General features: G+C 63.0%; 23 protein-coding genes. 11 read left to right on the top strand and 12 right to left on the bottom strand.

Annotated elements, in window-relative coordinates; genetic code table 11:
- Positions 1-5 precede the first annotated feature (5 nt).
- The 6 genes from odhB to sdhC form a co-directional block, all read right to left on the bottom strand.
- On the bottom strand, positions 6-1199 hold the full coding sequence (odhB, locus tag BN1136_RS09695) for a 2-oxoglutarate dehydrogenase complex dihydrolipoyllysine-residue succinyltransferase (protein ID WP_043761073.1): 1194 nt from the start codon (positions 1197-1199) through the stop codon (positions 6-8).
- A 90-nt stretch (positions 1200-1289) separates the two neighbouring features.
- Entirely contained in the window at positions 1290-4100 is a 2811-nt protein-coding gene (gene sucA / locus BN1136_RS09690; RefSeq protein ID WP_043761075.1) for a 2-oxoglutarate dehydrogenase E1 component, read from the bottom strand.
- 119 nt (positions 4101-4219) lie between these two features.
- Positions 4220-4936: a succinate dehydrogenase iron-sulfur subunit gene (locus BN1136_RS09685; RefSeq protein ID WP_043761077.1), complete on the bottom strand. Its 717-nt coding sequence runs from the start codon at positions 4934-4936 to the stop codon at positions 4220-4222.
- 17 nt (positions 4937-4953) lie between these two features.
- Positions 4954-6720: a succinate dehydrogenase flavoprotein subunit gene (gene sdhA, locus BN1136_RS09680; RefSeq protein WP_043761079.1), complete on the bottom strand. Its 1767-nt coding sequence runs from the start codon at positions 6718-6720 to the stop codon at positions 4954-4956.
- A 1-nt stretch (position 6721) separates the two neighbouring features.
- A complete protein-coding gene (gene sdhD, locus BN1136_RS09675) occupies positions 6722-7066 on the bottom strand; it encodes a succinate dehydrogenase, hydrophobic membrane anchor protein (protein ID WP_043761081.1) in 345 nt (114 codons plus the stop codon).
- The gene (gene sdhC / locus BN1136_RS09670) at positions 7060-7449 is read right to left on the bottom strand and encodes a succinate dehydrogenase cytochrome b556 subunit (protein ID WP_043761083.1); all 390 of its coding nucleotides are present in this window, start codon (positions 7447-7449) and stop codon (positions 7060-7062) included. Before sdhC ends, sdhD begins: the two co-directional genes overlap by 7 nt.
- A gap of 423 nt (positions 7450-7872) precedes the next feature.
- On the opposite strand from sdhC, the gene BN1136_RS09665 reads away from it, so the two are divergent.
- The 3 genes from BN1136_RS09665 (at position 7873) to BN1136_RS09655 (ending at position 10135) form a co-directional block, all read left to right on the top strand.
- Positions 7873-9159 carry a citrate synthase gene (locus tag BN1136_RS09665; protein ID WP_043761085.1) on the top strand — a complete coding sequence of 429 codons (1287 nt, stop codon included), beginning with the start codon at positions 7873-7875 and terminating at the stop codon, positions 9157-9159.
- Positions 9160-9254: 95 nt separating this feature from the next.
- Entirely contained in the window at positions 9255-9578 is a 324-nt protein-coding gene (locus BN1136_RS09660) for a DUF4377 domain-containing protein (protein ID WP_043761087.1), read from the top strand.
- A gap of 53 nt (positions 9579-9631) precedes the next feature.
- On the top strand, positions 9632-10135 hold the full coding sequence (locus BN1136_RS09655; protein WP_043761090.1) for a GNAT family N-acetyltransferase: 504 nt from the start codon (positions 9632-9634) through the stop codon (positions 10133-10135).
- A 65-nt stretch (positions 10136-10200) separates the two neighbouring features.
- Here BN1136_RS09655 and fabB read toward each other — a convergent pair whose 3' ends face one another.
- The gene (gene fabB, locus BN1136_RS09650; protein ID WP_043761092.1) at positions 10201-11412 is read right to left on the bottom strand and encodes a beta-ketoacyl-ACP synthase I; all 1212 of its coding nucleotides are present in this window, start codon (positions 11410-11412) and stop codon (positions 10201-10203) included.
- Between the two features lie 90 nt (positions 11413-11502).
- Between fabB and mnmC the strand changes: the two genes are divergently transcribed.
- A complete protein-coding gene (mnmC, locus tag BN1136_RS09645; RefSeq protein ID WP_197068435.1) occupies positions 11503-13518 on the top strand; it encodes a bifunctional tRNA (5-methylaminomethyl-2-thiouridine)(34)-methyltransferase MnmC2/FAD-dependent 5-carboxymethylaminomethyl-2-thiouridine(34) oxidoreductase MnmC1 in 2016 nt (671 codons plus the stop codon).
- A gap of 69 nt (positions 13519-13587) precedes the next feature.
- Here the strand turns inward: mnmC and BN1136_RS09640 are convergent, their stop codons facing one another.
- Positions 13588-14193 carry a DUF922 domain-containing protein gene (locus BN1136_RS09640; RefSeq protein ID WP_043761126.1) on the bottom strand — a complete coding sequence of 202 codons (606 nt, stop codon included), beginning with the start codon at positions 14191-14193 and terminating at the stop codon, positions 13588-13590.
- A gap of 319 nt (positions 14194-14512) precedes the next feature.
- Here BN1136_RS09640 and dcuC point away from each other — a divergent pair, with 319 nt between their 5' ends.
- The 5 genes from dcuC to BN1136_RS09615 all read left to right on the top strand — a co-directional run bounded on the left by dcuC (position 14513) and on the right by BN1136_RS09615 (position 21051).
- Positions 14513-15865, top strand: a complete 1353-nt coding sequence (gene dcuC / locus BN1136_RS09635) for an anaerobic C4-dicarboxylate transporter DcuC (protein ID WP_043761128.1) — start codon at positions 14513-14515, stop codon at positions 15863-15865.
- Positions 15866-15991: 126 nt separating this feature from the next.
- A complete protein-coding gene (locus BN1136_RS09630) occupies positions 15992-17650 on the top strand; it encodes a bifunctional metallophosphatase/5'-nucleotidase (RefSeq protein ID WP_043761130.1) in 1659 nt (552 codons plus the stop codon).
- 293 nt (positions 17651-17943) lie between these two features.
- Positions 17944-19587, top strand: coding sequence for a hypothetical protein (locus BN1136_RS09625; RefSeq protein WP_043761132.1), 1644 nt, complete (start codon positions 17944-17946; stop codon positions 19585-19587).
- 124 nt (positions 19588-19711) lie between these two features.
- Positions 19712-20215 (top strand): M48 family metallopeptidase, encoded by a 504-nt coding sequence (locus BN1136_RS09620; protein WP_043761415.1) that lies wholly within the window; start codon positions 19712-19714, stop codon positions 20213-20215.
- A gap of 23 nt (positions 20216-20238) precedes the next feature.
- The gene (locus tag BN1136_RS09615) at positions 20239-21051 is read left to right on the top strand and encodes a DUF2927 domain-containing protein (protein ID WP_043761134.1); all 813 of its coding nucleotides are present in this window, start codon (positions 20239-20241) and stop codon (positions 21049-21051) included.
- Positions 21052-21208: 157 nt separating this feature from the next.
- On the opposite strand, the gene BN1136_RS09610 is transcribed toward BN1136_RS09615, so the two are convergent.
- Complete coding sequence (locus BN1136_RS09610; protein ID WP_043761136.1) at positions 21209-21463, bottom strand: DinI family protein; 255 nt, start codon at positions 21461-21463, stop codon at positions 21209-21211.
- Between the two features lie 234 nt (positions 21464-21697).
- Here BN1136_RS09610 and BN1136_RS09605 point away from each other — a divergent pair, with 234 nt between their 5' ends.
- Together BN1136_RS09605 and ykgO are read left to right on the top strand one after the other, a co-directional pair.
- Positions 21698-21967, top strand: coding sequence for a type B 50S ribosomal protein L31 (locus BN1136_RS09605; RefSeq protein ID WP_043761138.1), 270 nt, complete (start codon positions 21698-21700; stop codon positions 21965-21967).
- Positions 21964-22089: a type B 50S ribosomal protein L36 gene (gene ykgO, locus BN1136_RS09600; protein ID WP_025326720.1), complete on the top strand. Its 126-nt coding sequence runs from the start codon at positions 21964-21966 to the stop codon at positions 22087-22089. Before BN1136_RS09605 ends, ykgO begins: the two co-directional genes overlap by 4 nt.
- Before the next feature lie 66 nt (positions 22090-22155).
- Here the strand turns inward: ykgO and araC are convergent, their stop codons facing one another.
- The 3 genes from araC to araG all read right to left on the bottom strand — a co-directional run bounded on the left by araC (position 22156) and on the right by araG (position 25745).
- Positions 22156-23067 carry an arabinose operon transcriptional regulator AraC gene (gene araC, locus BN1136_RS09595; protein WP_043761142.1) on the bottom strand — a complete coding sequence of 304 codons (912 nt, stop codon included), beginning with the start codon at positions 23065-23067 and terminating at the stop codon, positions 22156-22158.
- 133 nt (positions 23068-23200) lie between these two features.
- Positions 23201-24199 (bottom strand): L-arabinose ABC transporter permease AraH, encoded by a 999-nt coding sequence (gene araH / locus BN1136_RS09590; RefSeq protein WP_043761144.1) that lies wholly within the window; start codon positions 24197-24199, stop codon positions 23201-23203.
- A gap of 49 nt (positions 24200-24248) precedes the next feature.
- Positions 24249-25745 (bottom strand): L-arabinose ABC transporter ATP-binding protein AraG, encoded by a 1497-nt coding sequence (gene araG, locus BN1136_RS09585; protein ID WP_043808421.1) that lies wholly within the window; start codon positions 25743-25745, stop codon positions 24249-24251.
- Between the last annotated feature and the right edge of the window lie 47 nt (positions 25746-25792).

Genomic DNA, 25792 nt, shown 5'->3' with positions numbered 1-25792 from the left:
GTCGCTCAGACATCCAGCAGCAGACGGGTCGGGTCTTCCAGCAGCTCCTTGACGGAAACCAGGAAGCCCACGGACTCGCGGCCGTCGATGATGCGGTGATCGTAGGAGAGCGCCAGGTACATCATCGGCAGGATCTCGACCTTGCCGTCGACGGCCATGGGGCGGTCCTGGATCTTGTGCATGCCCAGAATGGCGCTCTGGGGCGGGTTGATGATGGGGGTGGACATCAGGGAGCCGAACACGCCACCGTTGGTGATGGTGAAGTTGCCACCGGTCAGTTCGTCCACGGTCAGCTTGCCGTCACGGCCCTTGCCGGCCAGATCCTTGATGGCCTTCTCGATGTCCGCCAGGCTCATGCTGTCGCAGTCGCGCAGGACCGGGGTCACCAGACCACGGGGGGTGGAGACGGCGATGCTGACGTCGAAGTAGTTGTGGTAGACGATGTCGTCACCGTCCAGCGCCGCGTTCACTTCCGGGTAGCGCTTGAGGGATTCGACAACGGCCTTCACGTAGAAGGACATGAAGCCGAGCTTGATGCCGTGCTTCTTCTCGAAGATCTCGCCGTACTGCTTGCGCAGCTTCATGATGGGCGCCATGTTGATCTCGTTGAAGGTAGTCAGCATGGCGGTGGTGTTCTTGGCCTCCAGCAGACGCTCGGCGATGCGCTTGCGCAGACGGGTCATGGGCACGCGCTTGTCGGTACGACCGGCCAGGGTCGCCACGGGAGCGGCAGCTACAGGGGCGGCGGCAACCGGAGCAGCCACGGGGGCCTTGCCCAGGTTCTTGATGAAGGCATCCACGTCTTCCTTGGTGACGCGACCACCCTTGCCGGTGCCGGTCAGCTTGGCGACGTCGATGTCGTGCTCAGCCACCAGGCGGCGCACTGAGGGGCTCAGGCCCTCGGTCGCGTCATCGGCCACAACCTCTGCCGGCTTCTCGCTGGTCGCTTCACCGGCCACGGGAGCCGGCTTGAGCATGGCGATCAGCTGACGGGAGAGCACGGTCGCCCCTTCGCTTTGCAGGATGTCGCCAAGCACGCCGGCTTCCGGCGCCGGCACTTCCAGCACGACTTTATCGGTTTCGATGTCAACCAGTACTTCGTCACGGGCAACCAGATCACCCGGTTTCTTGTGCCAGGTCGCGATGGTGGCGTCCGCCACGGATTCCGGCAGGTCCGGTACCTTGATCTCGATAGTCATGTAATCAGTTCCTTGTTACTTCTTGGCCAGCGGGCTGGTTCCAGGTCAGAGAGGGCCCGCCATCCGGCGCCCCTCTCATCCACAACTCGTTTATTCCAGGGTAAGCGCGTCTTCCACCAGGGCTTTTTGCTGCTTGGTGTGGACGGACATGTAACCGACGGCGGGTGACGCCGAGGCCGGACGGCCGGCATAACGCAGGCGGGCATGGCTCGGCAGCACGCTGTCATAGTGGTGACGGGTGCTGTACCAGGCGCCCTGGTTCTGCGGCTCTTCCTGACACCAGACGAAGTCGGTGACATGGCTGTAATCGGCCAGGATGGCGCGCACTTCCTCTTCCGGGAAGGGATAGAGCTGCTCGATCCGCACCAGGGCCACGTCCTGCTGCTCCGCCTTGCGGCGGGCATCGAGCAGGTCGTAGTAGACCTTGCCGGAGCAGAAGACCACGCGCTTGACGCCCTTCGGATCCAGCGCATCGATCTCGCCGATGGCGTTCTGGAAGGTGCCTTCCGCCAGCTCTTCGAGCTTGCTCACCGCCAGCGGGTGGCGCAGCAGGGACTTGGGCGTCATCACGATGAGCGGACGGCGCATCGGACGCACCACCTGACGGCGCAGCATGTGGAACACCTGGGCCGGAGTGGAAGGCACGCACACCTGCATGTTGTGCTGGGCGCACATCTGCAGATAACGCTCCAGACGGGCGGAGGAGTGCTCCGGACCCTGCCCCTCGTAACCGTGAGGCAGCAGCATGGTCAGGCCGCACATCCGGCCCCACTTCTGCTCGCCGGAGGAGAGGAACTGGTCGACCACGACCTGGGCACAGTTGGCAAAATCGCCGAACTGGGCTTCCCAGATGGTGAGGCCGGCAGGCTCCGCGGTGGCGTAGCCGTATTCAAACGCCAGCACCGCGTTCTCGGTCAGCACGGAGTCGTAGACTTCAAACGGACCTTGCTCGTCGTGCAGGTTGCACAGCGGGGTGTAGGTGCTGGCATCGCTCTGGTTGTGCAGCACGGCGTGGCGGTGGAAGAAGGTGCCACGGCCGGAGTCTTCCCCGGTGAAGCGGATGCGGGAACCCTTGTCCACCAGGGTGGCGTAGGCCAGGGTCTCGGCAAAGCCCCAGTCCACCAGCTTCTCGCCGGCGGCCATCAGGCGGCGGTCTTCGTAGATCTTCTCGACCTGGCGCTGCAGCACGTGGGTAGCCGGGTACTGGCTCACCCGCTCGCCCAGGGCCTTCAGGTGATCCATCGGCACTGTGCTGTCATAGGGCATGGCCCAGTCGTGGCCCAGATACGGAGTCCAGTCGACGGAGTGCAGCTCCATCGGGCGCCACTCCTTGCTCACGCGCTCGCCCCGATCCAGGGTGTCGCGGTAGTCGTTGACTAGCGTGGTGGCCAGCTCCGGTGTGATGGTGCCTTCGGCGATCAGCTGATCGGCGTAGATCTTGCGCGGGGTCGGGTGCTGCTTGATCTTCTGGTACATCAGCGGCTGGGTGGCGCTCGGCTCGTCGGCCTCGTTGTGGCCGTGACGGCGGTAGCAGACCAGTTCGATCACCACGTCGCGCTTGAAGGTGTTGCGGTAATCCAGGGCAATCTGGGTTACCAGCACCACGGCTTCCGGGTCGTCCCCGTTGACGTGCAGCACGGGCGCCTGCACCGCCTTGGCGATGTCGGTGCAATATTCGGTGGAGCGCAGGTCACGGATGTAGGAGGTGGTGAAACCGACCTGGTTGTTGATGACGATGCGCACCGTCCCGCCCACGCCATAGGCACGGGTCTGGGACATGTTGAAGGTCTCGGCAACGACCCCTTGCCCCGCGATGGCGGAGTCACCGTGGATGGTGATGGGCAGGACGCTGGAGCCGTCCTTGTCGCCACGGCGGTCCATACGGGCACGCACGGAGCCGATCACCACGGGGTTGACGATCTCGAGGTGAGACGGGTTGAAGGCGAGCGCCAGGTGGACGTTGCCGCCCGGGGTGGCGAAGTCGGAGGAGAAGCCCATGTGGTACTTCACGTCACCCGTGCCCCAGGACTCGCCGTGCTTGCCGGCAAACTCGTCGAACAGGTCCTGGGCGCGTTTGCCCAGCACGTTGATGAGCACGTTCAGGCGACCGCGGTGGGCCATCCCGATGACGGCCTCCTTGCAGCCCTGCTCACCGGCGCGGCGGATCAGCTCCTTGAGCATGGGCACCATGGCATCGCCCCCTTCCAGGGAGAAACGCTTGGCCCCCGGGAACTTGGCACCCAGGTATTTTTCCAGCCCTTCGGCGGCGGTCAGGCTCTCGAGGAAGCGGGTCTTCTCTTCGAGGGTGTAGGTCCCCTTCCCTTCGATGGATTCGAGCCTGTCTTGCAGCCAGCGCTTCTCCTCGGTGGAGGTGAGGTGCATGTAGTCGGCACCTATGCTGCTGCAGTAGGTCTTCTTCAGGGAGGTGTAGAGATCGGAGAGCACCATGGTCTCGCGACCGATGGCATAGGAGCCCACGTTGAAGGTGGCCTCCATGTCGGCCCCCTGCAGATTGTGAAACGCGGGGTCGAGCTCGGCGACCGGTTCACGCTGCCACAGGCCCAGAGGGTCGAGGTTGGCATTCTGGTGGCCACGGAAGCGGAAGGCGTTGATCAGTTGCAGTACGCGAACCTGCTTGGCATCCACCTGGGGATCGGAAACGGGGGCGCTGTAACGGGAGGGGTCCTTGGCCAGGCGGCGGAAATAGTCGCGAACCTGGGAATGGGGTTGTTCTACTGCATGTCCATTGACCTGGGGCAGCGACTGGAACAGATTGCGCCATTCGTCGGCCACGGACTCGGGGTTTTCCAGGAAGGATTCGTACAAATCCTCAATGTAGCTTGCATTCGCACCAGCCAGGTGAGATGACTCCAACCAGGCCTTCATCACGCCGTTATGCATTTCTATCCCTTTGTACATCTTGTTCGCTGCAGTGCAGCTTGTAGGGTCATAGCCATCCCACCAGAGACGGGATGGCTATCCAGAGGTCGGGCCCGGCGCGAGGCGTCCTGGCCCTGATACTAAACAGCCCGGTTGAGCAGCATCGACTTGATCTGGCCGATGGCCTTGGTCGGGTTCAAGCCCTTGGGACAGACGTTCACGCAGTTCATGATGCCGTGGCAACGGAACACGCTGAAGGCGTCGTCCAGGTTACCCAGGCGTTCGGCAGCCGCAGTGTCGCGGCTGTCCGCCAGCCAGCGGTAGGCGGCGAGCAGACCGGCAGGGCCGATGAACTTGTCCGGGTTCCACCAGAAGGAGGGGCAAGAGGTGGAGCAGCAGGCACAGAGTATGCACTCGTACAGGCCATCCAGCTTGGCGCGCTCTTCGGGGGATTGCAGGTGCTCACGCACGGGCGGCAGTTTTTCTTCGTTGATGAGGAAGGGTTTGACCTTCTCCCACTGGGTGTAGAACTGGGTCATGTCGATCACCAGATCGCGGATCACCGGCAGACCGGGCAAGGGTCGAATGACGACCTTGCTGCCCTTCTTCAGCAGATCGGAGAGCGGGGTGATGCAGGCCAGACCGTTCTTGCCATTCATGTTGAGACCGTCGGATCCACAGACCCCTTCGCGGCAGGAGCGGCGGAAGGCGAGCGTGGGATCCAGCTCCTTGAGCTGGATCAGTGCATCGAGCACCATCATGTCGGAACCTTCAGGAATATCAAGACGATAATCCTTCATATACGGGACGTTATCAACGTCCGGATTGTATCTGTAGACAGAGAATGTGACGTTCATTGTGCTTGGCTCCGCAATCAGTAAGTCCGGACCTTGGGCGGGAACGCCTCACGGGTCTTGGGTGACATGTTGACAGCGCGACGGGTCATGGACTCGGTGTCCGGATGATAGAGGCTGTGGCACAGCCAGCTCTCATCGTCACGCTCCGGGAAGTCGAAGCGGCTGTGGGCGCCACGACTCTCGGTACGGAAGTTTGCCGCCACCGCGGTGGCATAGGCGGTCTCCATCAGGTTGTCCAGCTCCAGGCACTCGATGCGCTGGGTGTTGAACTCCTTGGAGGTGTCGTCCAGACGGGCGTTCTTGAGGCGCTCGCGGATGAGTTTCAGCTCGGCCAGCCCTTCTGCCATGGCATCCCCTTCCCGGAACACGGAGAAGTTGTTCTGCATGCAGCGCTGCAGGTCCTTGCGGATCTGGGCCGGGTCTTCCCCGTCACGGTTGTTTTCCCAGCGGTTGAAGCGCTCGAGCGCCTTGGCGATGTCGGCGTCGGTGGCTTCCACGCCGTGCTCCATCGAGCCCAGGGTCTCCACCAGGTGCATGCCGGCGGCACGACCGAACACCACCAGATCCAGAAGGGAGTTGCCGCCGAGGCGGTTGGCGCCGTGCACGGAGACGCAGGCGATCTCGCCCACCGCGAACAGGCCGACCACCGGCACGTCGTTGCCATCCTTGTCCTGGGTCAGACACTGGCCGTTCACGCTGGTCGGCACGCCGCCCATCATGTAGTGGCAGGTCGGGATGATGGGAATGGGTTCCTTGACCGGATCCACGTGGGCGAAGGTGCGAGAGAGCTCGCAGATGCCCGGCAGGCGGGATTCCAGGACCTCTTTGCCCAGGTGATCCAGCTTGAGCTTGATGTGCGGGCCCCAGGGACCGTCACAGCCACGACCTTCGCGGATCTCGATCATGATGGAACGAGCCACCACGTCGCGACCGGCCAGGTCCTTGGCGTTCGGCGCATAACGCTCCATGAAGCGCTCGCCGTCCTTGTTCAGCAGGTAGCCGCCTTCACCGCGGCAACCCTCGGTCACCAGCACCCCTGCCCCGGCGATGCCGGTGGGGTGGAACTGCCAGAACTCCATGTCCTGCACGCCGACCCCGGCGCGCAGCGCCATGCCGACGCCGTCACCGGTGTTGATGTGGGCGTTGGTGGTGGACTGGTAGATGCGACCGGCGCCGCCGGTGGCCAGCACGGTGGCCTTGGCCTTGAAGTAGACGACCTCGCCGCTCTCCATGTCGATGGCGGTACAACCGACGATGTGGCCGTCCTGGTTCTTCACCAGATCCAGCGCATACCACTCGGAGAAGACGGTGGTCTGGTTCTTGACGTTCTGTTGATACAGGGTGTGCAGCAGGGCGTGGCCGGTACGGTCGGCAGCCGCCGCGGTACGGGCAGCCTGCTCGCCACCGAAGTTCTTGGACTGGCCGCCAAACGGACGCTGATACACGGTACCGTTCTCAAAACGGGAGAAGGGCAGGCCCATGTTCTCCAGTTCATAGATGGCCTCGGGGCCGGTCTTGCACATGTACTCGATGGCTTCCTGATCACCGATGTAATCGGAGCCCTTGACGGTGTCATACATGTGCCACTGCCAGTTGTCGTCGTGGGCATTGCCCAGGGCGACCGTGATCCCGCCCTGAGCGGAAACGGTATGGGAACGAGTCGGGAAAACCTTGGATAACAGGGCGCAGCTCTTGCCGGACTGGGCAATCTGCAGCGCGGCGCGCATGCCGGCACCACCGGCACCGATCACGACCGCATCAAATTCACGAGTTGGAATAGTCACCTTACACACCCCACAGCACGACGAAACCAGTCATCACATAGACAAACAGCACCACGATCAGCAGGAACTGCAGCGCACCGCGCAGCCCGACCGGCTTGATATAGTCGGTCAGCACCTGCCACAGACCGATCCAGGCGTGGATCAGGACGCACACGAGCGTCAGCAGGGTAAAGACCTTGGTGAAGGTTTTGGCGAAGAAGCCGGTCCACACCTCGTAGGTGATGTCATTGAAGGCGACAAAGCCCACCAGATAGAGGACGTAGCACGTCATGATGAGGGCGGTGGCGCGGATCAGGATGTAATCGTGAACGCCGCTGCGCCCGAAAGTTGCAGAATTGGTTACCATACCAGCACCCCCGCCAAAACCGCCAGAACCGCAGTGATCACGAAGGCCACGCGGGCGCTCTGATTACCGGATTCCAGCTCTTCCCAATAGCCCATGTCCATGACCAGGTGACGCAGTCCGCCCACAATGTGGTAAGCCAGCGCGGTCAGGATCCCCCACAGCACGAATTTGACCAGGAAGTTGTCCATGATGGACACCACGGTTTCAAATCCTTCGGGAGAGGCGAGTGAAGTACCAAGCATCCACAGCAAGATGGCCAATGCCACAAAGGTGATGACCCCTGAGACACGATGCAAGATGGAAGCGATGGCGGTGACAGGAAAGCTGATCGTCTGTAGGTCGAGGTTTACAGGTCTCTGTTTGTTTTTCACGGCTTTGCCCACTCAGCTCCATTGAGCACGTTAGTTATTGTTTTCACACGCTTTGAGGGCTAGGAGTGGCATTTGTTAGGTTTTTGTTACCAAAACAACTCGGGAAAGCCAAAAATAGCATTTTTGATGTCACATCTGGCTTTGCGAAAGCGTTTCAAACACCGACGACCATCACCCACGTGGCGCAGTATATCGGCGGCCTTAACCAATGACAATCAAATAGCTACACAGAAAACCCAAAACCGTAAACCAGATCCCACAACAGCTTTAACAAGTCATTAATGATCATCCAGCAAAATTGACAAAGCTGTGAATCTCTGGTTCAAATAGGGCGCTCCAGCCGCCGTGGTACGGGTAAGAACCTTTGCCAGCGTTATGAAAGTCGTAATAAAGTAGGACTGGAACCAAATTATAAAAGAGCAAAGGAGACGTGCTATGGCTGATAAGATAGCCACCCTACACCTGCCCGGAAAAGAGCCGGTTGAACTACCGATCCTCTCCGGTACCGTTGGACCCGACGTGATCGATGTCAGAAAGCTGGGCACGCAAGGATATTTCACCTTCGACCCCGGTTTCATGGCCACCGGTTCTTGCAAATCATCCATTACCTACATCGATGGCGACCAGGGTGTCTTGCTGCACCGCGGTTACCCCATCGCCCAGTTGGCCACCCAGGCCAGCTACCTCGAAGTCTGTTACATCCTGCTGTACGGCGAAGCCCCGACCAAGACCCAATACGCGGAGTTCGAGCGTCTGGTGACTCGTCACACCATGGTGCACGAGCAGATCGCCTTCTTCTTCCGCGGCTTCCGTCGTGACGCCCACCCCATGGCCGTCATGTGCGGCGTGGTCAGCGCCCTGTCTGCCTTCTACCACGATGCCCTCGACATCAACAACGAGGAGCACCGCGAGATCTGCGCCTTCCGTCTGCTCTCCAAGATGCCGACCCTGGCCGCCATGTGTTACAAGTACTCCATCGGCCAGCCCTTCATGCAGCCGCGCAACGCCCTCTCCTATGCCGGCAACTTCCTGCACATGATGTTTGGCGTGCCGACCGAAGAGTACAAGGTCAACCCCATCGTCGAGCGCGCCATGGACCGCATCTTCACCCTGCATGCGGATCACGAGCAGAACGCCTCCACCTCCACCGTGCGTCTGGCGGGCTCCTCCGGTGCCAACCCGTTCGCCTGTATCGCCGCGGGGATCGCCTCCCTGTGGGGTCCGGCCCACGGCGGTGCCAACGAAGCCTGCCTCAAGATGCTCGAGGAGATCGGCTCCGTGGATCGCATCCCCGAGTACATTGCCAAGGCCAAGGACAAGAACGATCCGTTCCGTCTGATGGGCTTTGGTCACCGGGTCTACAAGAACCACGATCCCCGTGCCACCGTGATGCGCGAAACCTGCCACGAGGTACTGACCGAGCTGCAGATCAAGGATCCGCTGCTGGACGTGGCCATGGAGCTGGAGCGCATCGCGCTGTCCGACCCCTACTTCATCGAGAAGAAGCTCTACCCGAACGTGGACTTCTACTCCGGCATCATCATGAAGGCCATCGGCATCCCCATGTCCATGTTCACCGTGATCTTCGCCATCTCCCGCACCATCGGCTGGATCGCCCACTGGAACGAAATGCACTCGGATCCGGACCAGAAGATCGGTCGCCCGCGTCAGCTCTATACCGGTCAGGCGCAGCGTGAATTCACGCCCCTCGACCAGCGTTGATTGAAAGGGTCGACATGGTTTGTTACAAAGGCGGTCATTGACCGCCTTTTCATTTGCGGGTTTAATCGCGCCCCTTTACGCCAAGGACACCCATCATGAAATCTCCCCTGCTCCTCAGCACCGCCCTCCTGCTCAGCGCCTGCCAGAGCGCCCCGGCCCCCACGGCGGGCGAGACCCTCTACGTCAACAGCCAGCTGGTACACTGCGTCGGCGTCGGCCCCATGCAGTGCATGCAGGTGCGCAGCCAGCCAGGCGAGAGCTGGAGCCTCTTCTATCAGCAGATTGAAGGCTTCACCTTCGAACCCGGTTTCCGCTACCAGCTGGAAGTCAGCAAGGAGCGGCTCACCAATGTGCCGGCGGATGCGCCCTCCCTGCGCTACCAGCTGATCAAGGTGGTCAGCAAAGAGGCCGCTCGCTGAGCACGGCGCCAGTTTTTGTCACAGATTGACCCGGGGCCAGTCCCCTGAACACGATGATCACGATCCGAACCATCCGGGCCCCCGACTGGCCCGCCATCATGGCCATCCAGCGCGAGTGTTATCACCAGCTGGAGCCCGAGCCCCTCGAGGTGATGCAGAACAAGTCCGAGCTGGCCCCGGCCTCCTGCTGGGTGGCCGAACGCCGGGGCCGGGTGCTGGGCTACCTGCTCTGCCACCCCTGGCGTGCCCACCAGCCTCCGCCCCTCTCGGTGCCCATGCAGGTACTGGCCGGGCGTGACGAGTTCTATCTGCATGATCTCGCGGTCTCTGGCGAGGCCCGGGGCCTCGGGCTGGGTCGGCGGCTCCTGGCCAAGGCGCTGGATTTCGCGAGTCGCGAGGGGTATCGCCATGCCGGTCTGGTGGCGGTGCAGGATGCCCCCGCCTTCTGGCGCAAGCAGGGATTCCTCGTGGCGGAGACCCGCAAGTCGCTGGCGGAGTATGGGGATGGCGCCGTCTATATGCGCCTGCCTCTTGCCGAACCCGTTCAGGCTCAATGACATAGTCCAATAAAAAAGGCGCCTTGCGGCGCCTTTTTCTATTTCGCTTGTCTATCCCGAGGGCATCAAGCCTTGAACTTGCTGAACACCAGGGAGGCGTTGGTGCCGCCGAAACCGAAGCTGTTGGACATGACGGTATTGAGGTCAGCCTCTTCGTACTCGCGCACGATGGGCAGGCCTACCGCCTTCTCGTCCAGGTTCTCGATGTTGATGCTGGGGGCGATGAAGCCGTGTTCCATCATCAGCAGGGAGTAGACGGCCTCGTGCACGCCGGCAGCGCCCAGGGCGTGACCGGTCATCGCCTTGGTGGCAGACAGCTTGGGCGCATCCGCACCGAACAGGGTCTGGATGGCTTCCAGCTCCTTGGTATCACCGACCGGGGTGGAGGTGCCGTGGGTGTTGATGTAGTCCACCTTGCCGACACCCTGCATCGCCATCTTCATGCAACGCACGGCGCCTTCACCGCTCGGAGCCACCATGTCATAGCCATCGGAGGTCGCACCGTAACCGGTGATCTCGGCATAGATGTGGGCACCACGGGCCAGGGCATGTTCCAGCTCCTCGACCACCAGGATACCGCCGCCACCGGAGATGACGAAACCGTCGCGGTCGGCGTCATAGGTGCGGGACGCTTTTTCCGGGTTGTCATTGTACTTGGTGGACAGGGCGCCCATGGCGTCGAACTGAATGGTGGAGGACCAGTCCAGCTCCTCGCCGCCGCCGGCGAAGACGATGTCCTGCTTGCCAAGCTGGATCAGTTCCAGTGCGTGACCGATGCAGTGGGCAGAGGTGGCACAGGCGGAGCTGATGGTGTAGTTGACACCCTTGATCTTGAACGGGGTGGCCAGGCAGGCGGAGGTGGTGGAGGACATGGTGCGCGGCACCATGTAGGGACCCACGCGCTTGACCCCTTTCTCACGGGCGATGTCCGCGGACTCGGAGGTGTTCTTGCCGGAGGCGCCGCCAGAGCCGGTCACGATGCCGGTACGCTCGTTGGAGACCTGATCTTCCGGCAGACCGGCGTCTTCGATGGCCTGCTGCATGGAGAGGTAGGCATAGGCCGCAGCGTCACCCATGAAACGCATGACTTTACGGTCGATCAGTTCAGACGGATCGAGTTTGATGTTACCCCAGACACGGCTACGCAGGTTGTACTGTTCAAACTGCTCGGAATAGGTGATGCCGGATTTGCCTGCTTTCAGGGAGGCCAGCACCTCTTCCTTGTTGTTGCCGATACTGGAGATGACGCCGATACCGGTGATCACTGCTCTTCTCATTAATTCATCTCGTCTGGAAAAACTGGCACCGAGTCTACCCGCTTTCGGCTGCCAAACTGGTCTGCTTTCACGTAGAATGCCCGCGATTTTGTGACGCGAGCCGAGGAAAACGTGAGTCAAACATCCTTACATCATGCCCGATTGGACTGGAATGAAGCGGGAACTCCAGTCTCCAGTGAGTTCGGGGATGTGTACTTTTCCAATGATAACGGTCTAAGTGAAACCCGCTACGTCTTTTTGCAGCAAAATCGGCTGCCAGCGCGATTTTCACACCACGATAGTGACAGTTTCGTGATAGGTGAGACAGGTTTCGGCACAGGTCTTAACTTTCTGGCGACAATGGCCGCCTTTCTGGAACAGGCGCCCCAAACTGGCAACGGCTCCCGGCTGCACTTCATCAGTTTCGAAAAATACCCCCTCACCCAGGCCGATCTGCGCAAGGCGCTCGCGGCCTGGCCCGAGCTCGCGTCCTTGAGCCAGCCTCTCATCGACCAGTGGCCGCTGCCGGTCTCCGGCTGCCACCGCCTGCTGTTTGCTGGCGGTCGCATCCACCTCGACCTCTGGTTTGGCGATATCAAAGAGATGCTCCCCCAGGTGCCCCATCAGGCCGACGGCCTGGTGGACGCCTGGTATCTGGACGGCTTCTCGCCGGCCAAGAATCCCGAGATGTGGACCCAGGATCTGTTTGACGGCCTCGCCCGCCTCGCCCGCCCCAGTGCGACCCTCTCCACCTTTACCTGCGCCGGTTTCGTGCGCCGGGGGCTGATTGCCGCGGGCTTTGCCATGAAGAAGGTGAAGGGCCACGGCAGCAAGCGGGAGATGCTGGCGGGCGAGCGCGCAGACAAGCTGCCGCAGCAGACCATAGCCCCCTGGTATGCCCGCCCCGTCGGGCGGGAGGGGGAGGTGCTCATCATCGGCGGTGGCATCGCCTCGGCCATGACGGCGCTCTCCCTGGTGGAGCGGGGCCGCAAGGTTCGGCTGCTGTGCGAGGATGGCGAACCGGCCGGCGGCGCCTCCGGCAACCGCCAGGGGGCGCTCTATCCGCTGCTCAACGGTGAGCACGACGCGCTCTCGCGCTTCTATGCGCTGGCCTTCGGCTTTGCCAGAAGCCGGCTGCTGGCCCTGGCCGGGCGCCATCCCGTCGCCTTCTCGCTGTGTGGCGTCACCCAGCTCGGGTATGACGACAAGTCCGCCACCAAGCTCACGAAGATGAGCCAGGGCCCCTTCCCCTCGGACCTGATGCGCCCCCTGAGTGCCGACGAGGTCGAGCAGGTGGTCGGCCTGCCTTGCGGCGTGGGGGGCGTCAGCTATCCGCTGGGAGGCTGGCTCTGCCCGGCGGATCTGACCCGCGCCGCCATCAAGGAGGCGCAGGCCAGCGGGCGGCTGGAAGTGGAGTTCAATGCTTCTGTGACCCACATAGCCGAGCAGGCCGACGGCTGGCATGTGGAGAGTCAGGACGGCCGCCACTGGCAGGCCCCCAATCTGGTGGTGGCCGCCGGCCACCGATTGCCCGCCCTCCTCCCCTTCGCCGAGCTGCCGCTCTACCCGGTGCGCGGCCAGGTGAGCCATGTGCCGACCACGGCTGGCTTGAGCCAGCTGAAAACCGTGCTCTGCTACGACGGCTACCTCACCCCGGCCCACGATGGCGCGCACTGCATCGGCGCCAGCTATGGCCGCAACCAGACCAGCCTGGCATTCAGTGCCGAGGAGCAGGCCCAGAACCGGGCTCGGCTGCAGGCCTGCCTGCCGGCGCAGGCCTGGCCTGCTGAGGTCGAAGTGAGCGGCGACCAAGCGCGGATCGGCGTGCGCTGCGCGAGCCGTGATCACCTGCCGGTGGCGGGGCCAATCGCCCGGTTGGCGGCGCTGGCGGATCACGACGTCAACGCCCCCGCAGATCAGCAGAGCGCCCTGCCCCTCTACCCCGGCCTCTATGTGCTGGGCGCCCTCGGCTCCCGGGGTCTGTGCTCGGCGCCGCTGTGCGGCGAGCTGGTCGCCAGCGAGATCTGCGGGGAGCCGCTGCCCCTGTCCAGCGATCTGCTGGAGGCGCTCCACCCGGCTCGCTACTGGGTGCGCAGGCTGCTCAAGGGCAAGCCCCTGCGCGACTAGGTTCTCCAGACCCAAACAAAAACGGGCTGCCCACAGGGGCAGCCCGTTTTTGTTGTCAGCCAGGGGGGATCAGCTGCGCATTGGCCAGATGACTCCCAGCTTGCGCCCCTGCTCGGTCTGTTTTGCCAGGGTGGCAAAGCGCTCCCGGGTCGCCTCCAGGGCTGCCTGCCCCTCCTGCCAGCCCTGATGCTGCAAGGCCTCGCAGCTCGTGGTCACCGGCATCTGGGCGAGCCGGATACCGAGCTGGCTGACGCTCTCCAGCAGGATATCCTTGTGACGGCTCTCGTAGTCGAACATGGCCGCCACCAGCTTGTCCCACTTCTGCCGCTCCTTCTCGGGCGCTCTGGCCTTGTCCATCCAGTTCGGCACCCGGACCTTGATGCGGACCGTCACGTCGGCCTGATCCAGCTCGCAACGCGCCGGTGTCGGCCTGGTCTGCAGTTGCCAGGAGAGCTGGTAGCTGGCCCTGCCGATGTGTCCGTCCGCCTGGGCGGGGGACAGGGCGGTGATCTGGCGCATCACGGCGGCCACATCGGCGCCGGAGACCCGATAAAACTGAAAGTCGACCTTGATGTCGGGCACCACCCGAATACCGCTATAGTGAGATGGCGCTGCCCCGATTGAGGCGGCATACATGAGGGCCGCCACCACCCCTGTCTTGCTAAAGAGTCCCATCTGCTTGTGGCCTTGCCCCTTGTGAGTCCCAGCTTAATTTCAATTAATAATCAATGAATTAATAGTCAGAATGGAGAGTAACCGCGATCCCGGGCGCTGTCACCTGCTGTCGGTCACCGGGCGCGGCAAACGTGCGTAATATCACCCGGGCCGCATCGGGATTTGCAGGCGAGATCACAGGCAGCCATCGAACTCGTGGTGAAATACTCCTTATGAGGTAATAATCTCGGCGTTTTTGTTGGTGCATGTCGACCTAACCAGTGCAATCCCCGGTTATCCCGTGCAGGCCCAGCGTCACTACACACTCAGGAACCTGTTTATGATGGAACTCCTTATTGGCACCCTGGTCACCCTGGCCGTGGGTCGCTACATCTTCAAGGGCTATTCGGCCACCGGGGTATTGCTCAGCGGCGGTCTGCTGCTGCTGGCGATCACCGCCCTGATGGGCAAGGCCGTGCTGCCCGCCAGCGTCACCTCCACCGGCCACGTTGCCACCGACGTGTTCGAATACGTGCGCTTCCTGCTGGTGGATCGGGGCGGCGGCCTCGGCATGCTGATCATGGTGCTGTGCGGCTTCGCCGGCTACATGAGCCACATCGGAGCCAACACCATACTGGTGAAGCTCGCCAGCAAACCCCTTGGCATCATCAAGTCCCCCTACATCCTGCTGGTGGCCGCCTACCTGGTGGCCTGCGCCATGTCGCTCGCGGTCAGCTCCGCCACCGGCCTCGGGGTACTGCTGATGGCGACCCTGTTCCCGCTGATGGTCAACATGGGGATCTCCCGTGGCGCCGCGGCCGCGGTGTGCGCCTCCCCGGCCGCCATCATCCTCTCCCCCACCTCGGGGGACGTGGTAATGGCCGCCCAGGCCGCCAACATGGAACTCATCGAGTTTGCCTTCAAGCTGACCCTGCCCATCTCGCTGACTGCCATCGCCGCCATGGCGGTGACCCACTTCTTCTGGCAGCGCTACCTGGATCGGAAATCAGGTGAACACAACGCCGCCGTCGCCCCGAGCGATCTCGTCACCGATGCCCCCGGCTTCTACGCCATCCTGCCCTTCACCCCCATCATCGGCGTGCTGCTGTTTGACGGCAAGCTGGGCCCCAAACTCGACATCGTCACCATCATCGTCATCTGCCTGGTGCTGGCAGCCCTGCTGGAGCTGGTACGCAAACGCAACGGCCGCGAGCTGCTGGACGGACTGCAGGTGTGCTGGCGCAGCATGGCCGACGCCTTCGCCGGCGTGGTGATGCTGCTGGTGGGGGCCGGGGTGTTCGCCCAGGGTCTGATGGGGCTCGGCTTCATCGCCAACCTCCTGGATCTGGCCCAGAGCTTTGGCACCGGCGGCATCGTCATCATGCTGATGCTGGTGGTCATCACCACCCTGGCCGCCTTCACCACGGGCTCCGGCAATGCTCCTTTCTACGCCTTTGTGGAGCTCATCCCCCACCTGGCCACCAGCCTTGGCGTCAACCCCGCCTACCTGGTGATCCCCATGCTGCAAGCCTCGAACCTCGGCCGGACCATCTCGCCGGTCTCCGGGGTGGTGGTCGCCTGTGCGGGCATGGGCAACCTCTCCCCGTTCGAGGTGGTCAAGCGCACCTCCCTGCCGGTCGCCGTGGGCCTGCTGGTGGTGATCCTCGCCACCCAGATCATGGTGCCCGCCTGAGGCAACGGGCACCCGACCGGGTGCCCGTCCATCCTTTCTCCCCAGCCAGCCCGCTCTTCACCGGGCTGGCATCCCCCCCTCCCCATGCAGTAGACTCGGTGCTCTTTTTCTCTAAGGAGGACCGAAATGAGTATCACGGTTCAACTTGCCCACTTCAGCGATTGCCACTCCCATTTCGATGGCGCCCCCATGCGCTTCTCCCCCGTCGGCGAATCCGAGTGGCGTACCCAGTGCGGCGGCTATGGGCGCATCCTGAGCCGGCTCACCGCCCTGCGCCGGCAGGCCGGCGCGGCGGGCCAGACCTGCCTGTTCCTGCACGGCGGCGACACCTTCCAGGGGTCTCTCTACTTCAACCGCTTCAAGGGGCGGGCCAACGCCGATCTGCTCGGTCTGCTCAAGCCCGATGCCATGGTGATCGGCAACCACGAGTTCGATCTGGGCAACGGTCCCCTGGTGGAGTTCCTGCGTCAGCTCGATTTTCCCGTGCTGGCCGCCAACATCGACAACCGCCAGGAGCCCGCCGATACCCCGCTGCGGCTGCAGGGCCTGCCGCAGCTGTTTGACGCGAGCCGCCCCTGGCACAGGCGCGTCATCGACGGCGTCCCCTTCGCCCTGCTCGGCATCACGCTGCCGCAGATGGCCGCCATCGCGAGCCCCGATCCCCACACCCGTTTCCACGGCATCGAGGAGACCCTCAGTGCCGCCCTCGCCGAGATCAAGGCTGCGGGGATCCACCACATCATCCTGCTGAGCCACCTGGGGCTTGAGCAGGACAGGCGGCTGGCCGCACGCTTCCCCGAGATCAGCCTCATCGTCGGCGGCCATACCCACAGCCTGCTGGGGGATCTGGCACCCCTCGGGCTCGAGAGCGAGGGGGAGTATCCCCTGATGGTGAACGGCGTTGCCATCCTGCACGCCGCCCACAGTGCCCTCTGTCTCGGGGTGTGCGAGCTGGAGTTTGACCCCCTCGGCCGGGTCACCCGCAGCCGTGGCCAGCTGGAGTGGCTGCCCTGGCAGCCCTGGCCCTTTGCCTCCCAGCCGCCTGCAGGCCTGCACTTCTGCGAGCCGGCCCCCGAACTGGAGCAGCACCTGGCCAGGCGTTATCGACCCGAACTCGAGACCATGACCCGGCGCGTGGTGACCCACCTTGGCGGGCCCCTGCACCACCAGCGACTGCCCGATGCCAGCCTGCCCGCCGGCAGCCAGGTCGCCCCCCTGGTGGCCGGCGCCATGCTGGCCGCCGCCCGCGAACAGGTCGGTCAGGTGGACTTCGCCCTGCACAACGCCGGCGGCGTGCGCTGCTCCCTCGAACCCGGGCCGCTGAGCGAAGCGGACATCGCCGGGCGCCTGCTGCCCTTTGCCATCCCCCTCACCCTCTACCGGGTGCACGGTCACGAGCTCGCCGAGGCGCTGGAGGGCGCCATCGACAACGCCACCAACAACGGTGTGGTCGGCAATGGCAGCGGCAGCTTCCCCTACACCGCCGGGGTGCGCTTCTGCTATCGCGCCGACCGGCCCAAAGGCAGCCGGATCACCCGCCTGGAGTGGGAGGCCAGCCCGGATCACTGGCAAGCGGTCGAGCCAGAGGCCATCTATCGTGGCGTCTCCAGCGCCTATACCGCCTCCGGCAAGGAGGGCTACACGGCCCTGGCCCGCACCCTGACCCAGCACAACCAGGAGCTCGGCATCACCCTGGCGGATGCCTTCATCCGCTGGGCCCGCCACCTGCCCGAGCTCGCCCCCCTGCCGCCGCTGGTGGAGTACCAGGGGCAGCCCGCCCACTGAGGGGGGTGCCGGGGCCGCACCGGCACCGGGTATTCTCTTGTCAGAACACGGGCCGCACCTTCCCAAAGGCGCGGCCCGTCTGCCAGATCCGCCGGCCTGCACAGAGAGCACAGTGGCACAAGGCATCAGGCCGGGACTCGGCAACCGGCCCCGCTGTTTCAGCGTGCCAGGCGTCTGAAAACGTTACTTTTACGAATTATTTCAAGCCCCTTCCCTTGCCCCATTGCATCATGGGGCCAGGGTCGGCAAGATAAGCCCGCTTTTTCAGTCTTTCCCGCAGGAACAGGTCACCCATGAATCACGCCATCCGTTTTACCCCGCAGCGCCACAATCCCGGGCTCAGGCCGCTGGTTATCCTGCTCACCGCCCTGATGGCGTTGTTGTTCTGCCTGCGCAACCCGCTGTTTCACGGCATGGCACCGGGGTTCGATGCCTCCCTGTTCGCGGTGATGGGCAAGATGTGGAGCGAGGGGGGCGTGCTCTACCGGGACATGATCGACATCAAGGGGCCCATGATCTTCGCCCTCGATGCCCTCGGTTACTCCCTCGGCGGCTTCTTCGGGATCTGGCTGCTGGAGTGGGGGCTCTGCTGGCTGGGGCTGCTGGCAAGCTGGCAGGCCTTCGCCCAGCTCGGGCTTTCCCTGCGCGCCCGCCTCGGCAGCATGCTGGCGTTGCTGGCGCTCTACAGCACCCGCTACTACTACGGCAACATGACCGAGGACTGGACATTCCATCTCGCCCTCATCGCCCAGTGGGCCTTCATCACCCTGCTGCTGGACAAGCGTTTCAGTTGGGGGCCGGCCCTGGTGGCCGCGCTCACCTTCGCCATCGTGGCCTGGATGCGCACCAACAATGGCGCCTTCTGGGGCGCCTGGTATCTGGTACTGTTCTGTCACTGGTGCCTGCGCGAGCAGTGGCGCGCAGCCTTCGCCCTGCTCTTCTCCAGCCTGCTGGGGCTGGCCCTCGTCGGCGGCCCCCTGTTCGCCTACTTCCAGCACCACGGGCTGCTGGAAGAGTTCAAGTACTATGCCTTCGGCATCTTCTTCGAAGGAAGCTACGGCAACGGCTTCTCACCGGAGGTGGGGGCCGTCGGCCTGCTGCGCACCGGCCTCATCATGCTGCTGCCCCCCTTTATCGTGCTGATGCTGGGCCGCCGCCAGGAGTGGTACCTGCCCGCCCTGTGCGCCACCCTGTTCGGCGTGCTGTTCACCCTGATCGCCAACTCGGTTTCGGGCCATGTGTTCGATCACTATGACGTGCTCTATCTGCAACTGGCCCTGCTGCCGCTCGCCTGCCTGCTGGACAGAAGCGAACAGCGCTCCGATGCGCTGGGTCTGTTCTGCATCTCCCTGGTGGTGCTGACCGCCAGCTGGCTGCTGGCCCAGCAGCTCGGCTACGGCTGGAGTACCAAGGAGTGGTCCCTTGAGCGGGTGCGCGAGGTACTCGGCAACAGCCTGCTGTGGGCCCTGCCTGTGCTGATCCTGGTGCCGCTCTGGCGCGCCTGGGACGTGCGCAGCGCCACCCCCTGGCTCGCCTCGCTGGCCATGCTGGCACTGCTGGTCAACAACGCCTGGGAGGGCAATCTCAAGGGCAGGCCGTTCAATCCGCCGGCCCAGGTGCGGGTAGACAGGATCAAGGCCGAGACGGCGCCGACCGACAGGATCTGGGTCGATGGCATCCAGCCCCAGTACTATCTGTGGACCGATCGCCAGCCAGCCTCCGCCTACCTGTTCTTTGCCAACGTCAACCCGCCCTATGACGTGCGTGAACGGGTGCTGGCGGATGTAAAACGTCAAGCTCCCAAGTTCATCATCGCCAAGCCGGAGCGGGTGGCAGAGGGGCTGAAGCAGCCGGCCTCCCCCTCCACCCTCGCCTTCTACCAGTATCTGACCGAGCACTATGAAGAGGTAGACCCTGGCCTCTATCGCCGGCGCTGAGCCAGAGAGTGATACTCATCGGGGCCGCCATGGATGACCATGGCGGCCCCGAACGTTTCGACGGTGTTCAAAGAGGCGCATCCTCTCTACAATGGCGCTCTTTTTCGTGGAAGAGGGAGCAATCATGGCGGAACTGACCTATCTGGGGGGCTACCCGGATCCGCTCAAGGCCCAGGTGCAGCAGTTGATCGCGGCGGGCAAACTCGGCGAGATGCTGGCCAAACGCTACCCGGAGACCCACCTCGTCCAGAACGACAAGGCGCTCCTGGCCTACACCATGGAACTGAAGAACCGCTATCTCAAAAGCTCGGCACCGCTTGCCAAGGTGATCTTCGACGGCAAGATCAACGTGATCAAGGATGCCCTCGGTCTGCACACCTACGTCAGCCGGGTACAGGGCAGCAAGCTCAAGGCCAAGAACGAGATCCGCATCGCCGCCCTGTTCAAGGAGGCCCACCCCGCCTTCCTCAAGATGATAGTGGTGCACGAGCTGGCCCACTTGCGGGAGAAGGAGCACAACAAGGCCTTCTATCAGCTCTGCCTGCACATGGAACCTGACTATCATCAACTGGAGTTCGATCTCCGGCTCTGGCTCACCTGGCGCGACCTCGAGCGCACCCGCCGCTGATCCCGCGTTTGCAAGGAGGCAACATGCGCCCATGGCAAAGCCGTTCCCGCTCTGCTCGCCCCCGGGCCTGGCTCGTCCGGGGGCTGGCGCTCTGGCTCTTGTCCCTGCCGATTTGCGCGGCGGAGCGCTGGCAGCGCGAGGAGTACCTGATCCAGAGCTTCATGGAGATCGCCATGAAGCGGGAGTATGGCCACGAAAAGACGGTGCGTTTCTCCCGCTGGCATGCCCCCATCCGCTTGAAGCTCATCAACGAATTTGGCGACAAGCCGCTGCAGGCCGAGATGGTCAGGGTGCAGAGCCGGCACCTGGCCAGGATCACCGGGCATCCCATCGAGATGGTCAGCAGCAACCCCAATCTCACCCTCATCATGACCCGCCACCAGCAGATGGCGGAGTGGGCCCGCCGCACCATGCGCCAGGACGCCTCGGTGCGCATCGCCCTCAAGGAGGGGATCTGCCTGGCCAACTTCGCCACCAACGATCGCCACGAGATAGCCCGTGCCACCATCATCATCCCGGTGGATTACAGCCGGGCCAAGGGCCGCTTCCTGGACTGCGTGGTGGAAGAGCTCACCCAGGTGATGGGGCTGCCCAACGACTCGGACAAGGTGTTCCCTTCCATCTTCAACGACCGCAGCGTCGACAGCTTCCCGAGCGGGCTCGATTACCTGCTGCTCAAGCTTGCCTATCACCCCGCCCTCCATAGCGGCATGACGGCCGACGAGGTACGCAAGGCCCTGCCCGCCGCCCTCAAGACGCTGCGCGCCAACGGTGACATCGCACAGGCCAATCAGCGGGTCCAGGTCGACAGCCTCAGGCGCTGGGCCGGGCTGTGAATCCGGCCTTTACGCCCCACTTCCCCTAAACACAAGACGCAGCACCTGGCTGCGTCTTGTTCATTTTTCCACTCTTCCACTCTCTCCCCTTTCTTTCCACCCTGCTCGCTGGTGCGAAACCCGGGGCCGAGGTGGTCACTCATGGGGTGAGCACCGATCAGGCTTCCTCGGTTTCGGCCTCCGGCATCCAGCTGTCGGCGTTCTCCCACACCTCCTGCACCATGGCTTCGGCCAGATCCTTGTCCTCCTTGCTGGCGCGGCTGACCGTCAGGGCCATGGCACTGCCCGGCGCCACCCGCACATGCAGATCGGGGAAACGCTCCCCCAGTTGCTTGAGCAACTCCTGGCGCAGCGCCTCCATGGTCGAGGTGGGGATCTGATGTTTTCTGTCGATGATGATTTCCAGGCGCATAGGGTACTTCTCCGTGATATTTACTGTATTTTTATACAGTAAAATTAAAAAGTAAAGACGGATCCGCGCTTTGTCTGCCGCAACATCGCAGCCCCTCCCGACTTGTACCATCCCACCTTCTTGATGATCCGGTGCTCTCTGCCTCTTCGCACGGTCAGGCGAGAAAAACAGTTGATATTGATTCTCATCCATTGCATCATTTGGTTATGTTACAACATAACAAACAAGGTCATCATGCGTCCCCATATTCACCCTGAATACCGCAAAGTTCTGTTCCACGATCTTGCCAGCAACACCTACTTTCTGATCGGCTCCACGCTGGCCACCGACCGCACCAAGGAGTGGGAAGATGGCAACACCTACCCCTATGTGACGCTGGATGTCTCCAGCGCTTCTCACCCCTTCTACACCGGCAAGCAGAAGCAGGTCGGCAAAGAGGGACAAGTCGCCCGCTTCGGCCAGCGATTCGGTCAATTCTTCGGCAAAGGAAAAGAGCAAAAATGAAGGTTCTCGCCTCCCTGAAATCCGCCAAGTCACGTCACCCGGACTGCCAGGTCGTGCGCCGGCGCGGCAAGCTGTTCGTCATCTGCAAGAGCAACCCCAGGTTCAAGGCCCGTCAGGGCTGATAGCCTCCCTCTGTCCCGAAACAACAAAGCCCTCATCACGAGGGCTTTGTTGTCTGAATGGCCGCCTCACAGCGGGGTGGCGCACTTGCGATATTCGGTGGGGCTGACCCCGACCCGCTTTCGGAACACCCGGGAGAAGTAGAGCTGATCGTCATAACCCACCTGCTGGCCTATGGTGGCCACCGACAGCGGCGTGGTCTGCAACAGCAGCTTGGCCCGCATGATGCGCTGATCCTCGCGCCAGCGCACTATGCTCACCCCCACCTGCTCGCGAAACAGGTGCGCGAGGCGCGAGGGGGACAAAAACACCTGCTCCGCCAGGGCCTCCACGGAGATCTCGGCCGAGAGCGACTCGCTCAGGATCTGGCACGCCTCGTGAACCCGGTGATCGATGGCGGGATAAGCGTCCTGGGAGGAGGCCTCGTAGCAGCGAATGAGCAGCCGCTCAAGCAGGTTCATGGCCAGCTGCTCCGACATGGGCCTCAGCTGCTTGTGGGTCTCCTCGATGTCGAGGAAGAGGGCATCGAACTCGGCGAGCAGCTGGCTGTCTGGCAGTTGCAAGCGCCCCACCCGCTCCGTCACCTGGGGCCACTTGAGCCAGTCCGCCCAATAGGCCCGCGGCCGGAAATAGACCCAGCGGTGATACCACTCCCGGGCATCCGGCGCCCGGCCGTAATGGTGCACGGCGGCGGGCGGGAACAGCAGCAGGTCGCCAGGCTCCACGGTGAAGGCATGCTCTCCCTGGAAGATCTGCCCCTTGCCCCTGATGGTCAGATTGACGATGAACCCCTTCATGCCGTGGGGCCTGTCGATGGTGAAATCGAGCGCACTCCCCTGCTCGATGGGGGTCATGCCCGACACCAGAAAGACATCGAACGCGTAACCGGGCAGCAGGGGATTGAGTTGTTTCGGCTTCTCTTTTTGCATCGAGGACATGGCGGAAAACAGGGTTTCGGTAAAAAAGTCGACATGGGCCATTGTAGAGATCCGGGGTAGGAACCCCCTAAGTTCGCACGCAGCCTGTTGTGAAATTGTTGAACTGGCTCACAGCTTGCCCGAGGGGAGCACCAGGCCGGCGCACATCCGGCCTGGTGAGGAGGAGAAAAACCACTCAGAGACGGGCCTTGCGCACCTGCTTGTAGCGGTCGAACAGCACGGCGGCGAGCAGGATGAGACCGCGCACCACGTACTGGGCAAACGGGGAGATATTGAGCAGGTTCATGGCGTTTTCCATCAGCCCCAAAATCAGCACCCCGGCGATGATGTAGGAGATCTTGCCGATGCCCCCCTTCATGGAGACGCCACCCAGCACGCAGGCCGAAATCACCACCAGCTCGAAGCCGATGGAGGTCATGGGCTGGCCCGAGGTCATGCGCGACGCGAGTATGATGCCCGCGATGGAGGCAATCAGCCCGGTCATGGTGAAGATGATGATCTTGGTGCGTACCACGTTGACCCCGGCAAGGCGTGCCGCCTCCTCGTTGCCCCCCATGGCCAGGGTATTGCGGCCGAAGGTGGTCTTGTTGAGCAGCAAGCCGAAGAGTACGAAGCAGACGGCGGTCAGCCAGATGGGCGTCGGGATGCCGAGCAGGGCGGAGTTGCCGAGCTCGAAGAAGCCCTCCTCGACGATGCCCACCGCCTTGCCGTCGGAGATGATGTAGCCCACCCCGCGCGCCATCTGCATGGTGGCCAGGGTGGTGATGAGGGCGTTGATCTTGAACTTGGCCACCACGATGCCGTTGATGAGACCAAAGAAGACCCCCACGAAGAGGCCGGCCAGGATGCCGAGGGTGATGCTCTCGGTGGCGTTGATGCCCACCGCGCAGGCGACGCCGGAGCAGGCCACCACGGAGCCGACAGACATGTCGAACTCGCCGGAGGCGAGGCAGAACAGCATGCCGCAGGCCACCATGCCCGACATGGAGACGGCGAGCCCGAGCCCTCGCATGTTGATAAGGCTGGCAAAGTTGGGGACCAGCACGCAGGCCAGCAGGAACAGGATGGCGAAGATCACCAGCATGCCGTACTGATCCCAGATGCGGGCCAGCTGCAGCCGGGAGCCGCTGGCTGCCGCGGTGCCGACCTGGCCGGCAGAAGTCGTTGTTGTCATGGTATTTCTCCTGAAAATTCCGGGTGCTATCTCGTTGCGGTCAGAGGGGTCAACGGGCCGGCATGGCCAGATTGAGCGCCTTGACCTCGTTGGCGTCGTCGTGGGAAAGCTCGCCCGCGATCTCCCCCTCCCGCATGACCATGATCCGATCCGCGATGCCCAGCACCTCCGGCAACTCGCTGGAGACCACCACCACGGCGATGCCGACCCTGGCCAGATCGTAAATCACGTTGTAAATCTCGTTTTTCGCCCCGACGTCGATGCCGCGGGTCGGCTCGTCGAGCAGGATGACCTTCATGTCCTCCGACAGCCAGCGCCCCAGAATGGCCTTCTGCTGGTTGCCGCCGGAGAGGTTCATGATGGCCTGATGGGGGGACGGGGTCTTGACCCTCATGTCGCGGATCCGCAGCCGCGCGTTCTCGTCCTCCCACTTCTGGTTGATCCAGAAGCCCCCCCACGCCTGATGGCGGCGGGCGCTGATGTTGATGTTCTCCTGCACCGAGTGGATGGGGATGATGCCGAGGGCCTTCCTGTCTTCGGTGCAGAGCATGATGCCGCTGCGAATGGCGTCGATGGGGTTGCGAACGACCACCTCCTTGCCAAACACCGAGATCTCGCCGCCGCGGGGCGTCTCGGCGCCGAAGATGAGCTTCATCAGCTCGCTGCGCCCGGCCCCCACCAGGCCGAAGATGCCGAGGATCTCCCCGCGCTTGACCTCAAGCGACACCGGCGCCTTGAGGCCGGGTCCCATCAGGTTCTTCACCCTAAGGCCCACCTCCCCATGTGCTCTGGGGCTGTAGCCATAGATGTCGGTGAGCTCGCGCCCCACCATGGTCTTGACCAGCAGATCCCGGTCCACCTCGGCCATGGAGGCGAAGGTGCGCACAAACTGGCCATCCTTGAACACCGTGATGGCGTCGCACAGGGCGAAGATCTCGTCCATGCGGTGAGAGACGTAGAGGATGACCTTGCCCTCGTCCCGCAGCTGGCGGATGACCCGAAACAACTGTTCAATCTCGCGCGACGACAGGCTGCTGGTCGGCTCGTCGAAGGCGATGACGCTGGCATCCCGGGTCAGGGCCTTGGCGATCTCCACCATCTGCCACTGGCCCAGCGACAGGTACTTGAGCGGCGTCTCGGGGGAGACGTCCATCCCCAGGCGCGCAAGCTGCTTCGCCGCATCCTGGTAAAGCTTCTCCCGATCGATGACGCCGCGTCGGGTCGGCAGCTGGCCGAGGTAGATGTTCTCGGCCACCGTCATCTCGGGCACCAGGTGCAGCTCCTGATAGATGATGGCGATCCCGCTCTCCAGGGCGTCGACCGTGTTCTGGAACACCTTCTCCTGGCCGGCCAGCTTCACCACCCCGCGGGTCGGTGCCTGAAAACCGCTCAGGATCTTGAGCAGGGTGGACTTGCCGGCACCGTTTTCCCCCATCAGGGCGTGCACCGTGCCCCGCTGGCAGGAGAAGGAGACGTTCTGCAGCGCCTTGACGCCGGGAAACTCCTTGCTGATGCCGCAAAACTCCAGATATGGAACGTGATTCATGGAATGACTCCAGTCAGCCGACATGACGCGGGGCGCCATGCCGGCAT

It is taken from the genome of Aeromonas taiwanensis, from assembly GCF_000820165.1.
Taxonomy (GTDB): domain Bacteria; phylum Pseudomonadota; class Gammaproteobacteria; order Enterobacterales; family Aeromonadaceae; genus Aeromonas; species Aeromonas taiwanensis.
Note: the sequence above shows the minus strand (reverse complement) of the source record. Positions and strands in the feature narration are given on the sequence as shown.

Bases quoted from the DNA above. Each gene is read 5' to 3' on its own strand.
- odhB (WP_043761073.1), bottom strand. From the start codon at position 1,199: ATGACTATCGAGATCAAGGTACCGGACCTGCCGGAATCCGTGGCGGAC.
- sucA (WP_043761075.1), bottom strand. From the start codon at position 4,100: ATGCATAACGGCGTGATGAAGGCCTGGTTGGAGTCATCTCACCTGGCT.
- BN1136_RS09685 (WP_043761077.1), bottom strand. From the start codon at position 4,936: ATGAACGTCACATTCTCTGTCTACAGATACAATCCGGACGTTGATAAC.
- sdhD (WP_043761081.1), bottom strand. From the start codon at position 7,066: ATGGTAACCAATTCTGCAACTTTCGGGCGCAGCGGCGTTCACGATTAC.
- BN1136_RS09665 (WP_043761085.1), top strand. From the start codon at position 7,873: ATGGCTGATAAGATAGCCACCCTACACCTGCCCGGAAAAGAGCCGGTT.
- BN1136_RS09660 (WP_043761087.1), top strand. From the start codon at position 9,255: ATGAAATCTCCCCTGCTCCTCAGCACCGCCCTCCTGCTCAGCGCCTGC.
- BN1136_RS09655 (WP_043761090.1), top strand. From the start codon at position 9,632: ATGATCACGATCCGAACCATCCGGGCCCCCGACTGGCCCGCCATCATG.
- fabB (WP_043761092.1), bottom strand. From the start codon at position 11,412: ATGAGAAGAGCAGTGATCACCGGTATCGGCGTCATCTCCAGTATCGGC.
- BN1136_RS09640 (WP_043761126.1), bottom strand. From the start codon at position 14,193: ATGGGACTCTTTAGCAAGACAGGGGTGGTGGCGGCCCTCATGTATGCC.
- dcuC (WP_043761128.1), top strand. From the start codon at position 14,513: ATGATGGAACTCCTTATTGGCACCCTGGTCACCCTGGCCGTGGGTCGC.
- BN1136_RS09630 (WP_043761130.1), top strand. From the start codon at position 15,992: ATGAGTATCACGGTTCAACTTGCCCACTTCAGCGATTGCCACTCCCAT.
- BN1136_RS09625 (WP_043761132.1), top strand. From the start codon at position 17,944: ATGAATCACGCCATCCGTTTTACCCCGCAGCGCCACAATCCCGGGCTC.
- BN1136_RS09620 (WP_043761415.1), top strand. From the start codon at position 19,712: ATGGCGGAACTGACCTATCTGGGGGGCTACCCGGATCCGCTCAAGGCC.
- BN1136_RS09615 (WP_043761134.1), top strand. From the start codon at position 20,239: ATGCGCCCATGGCAAAGCCGTTCCCGCTCTGCTCGCCCCCGGGCCTGG.
- BN1136_RS09610 (WP_043761136.1), bottom strand. From the start codon at position 21,463: ATGCGCCTGGAAATCATCATCGACAGAAAACATCAGATCCCCACCTCG.
- BN1136_RS09605 (WP_043761138.1), top strand. From the start codon at position 21,698: ATGCGTCCCCATATTCACCCTGAATACCGCAAAGTTCTGTTCCACGAT.
- ykgO (WP_025326720.1), top strand. From the start codon at position 21,964: ATGAAGGTTCTCGCCTCCCTGAAATCCGCCAAGTCACGTCACCCGGAC.
- araC (WP_043761142.1), bottom strand. From the start codon at position 23,067: ATGGCCCATGTCGACTTTTTTACCGAAACCCTGTTTTCCGCCATGTCC.
- araH (WP_043761144.1), bottom strand. From the start codon at position 24,199: ATGACAACAACGACTTCTGCCGGCCAGGTCGGCACCGCGGCAGCCAGC.
- araG (WP_043808421.1), bottom strand. From the start codon at position 25,745: ATGAATCACGTTCCATATCTGGAGTTTTGCGGCATCAGCAAGGAGTTT.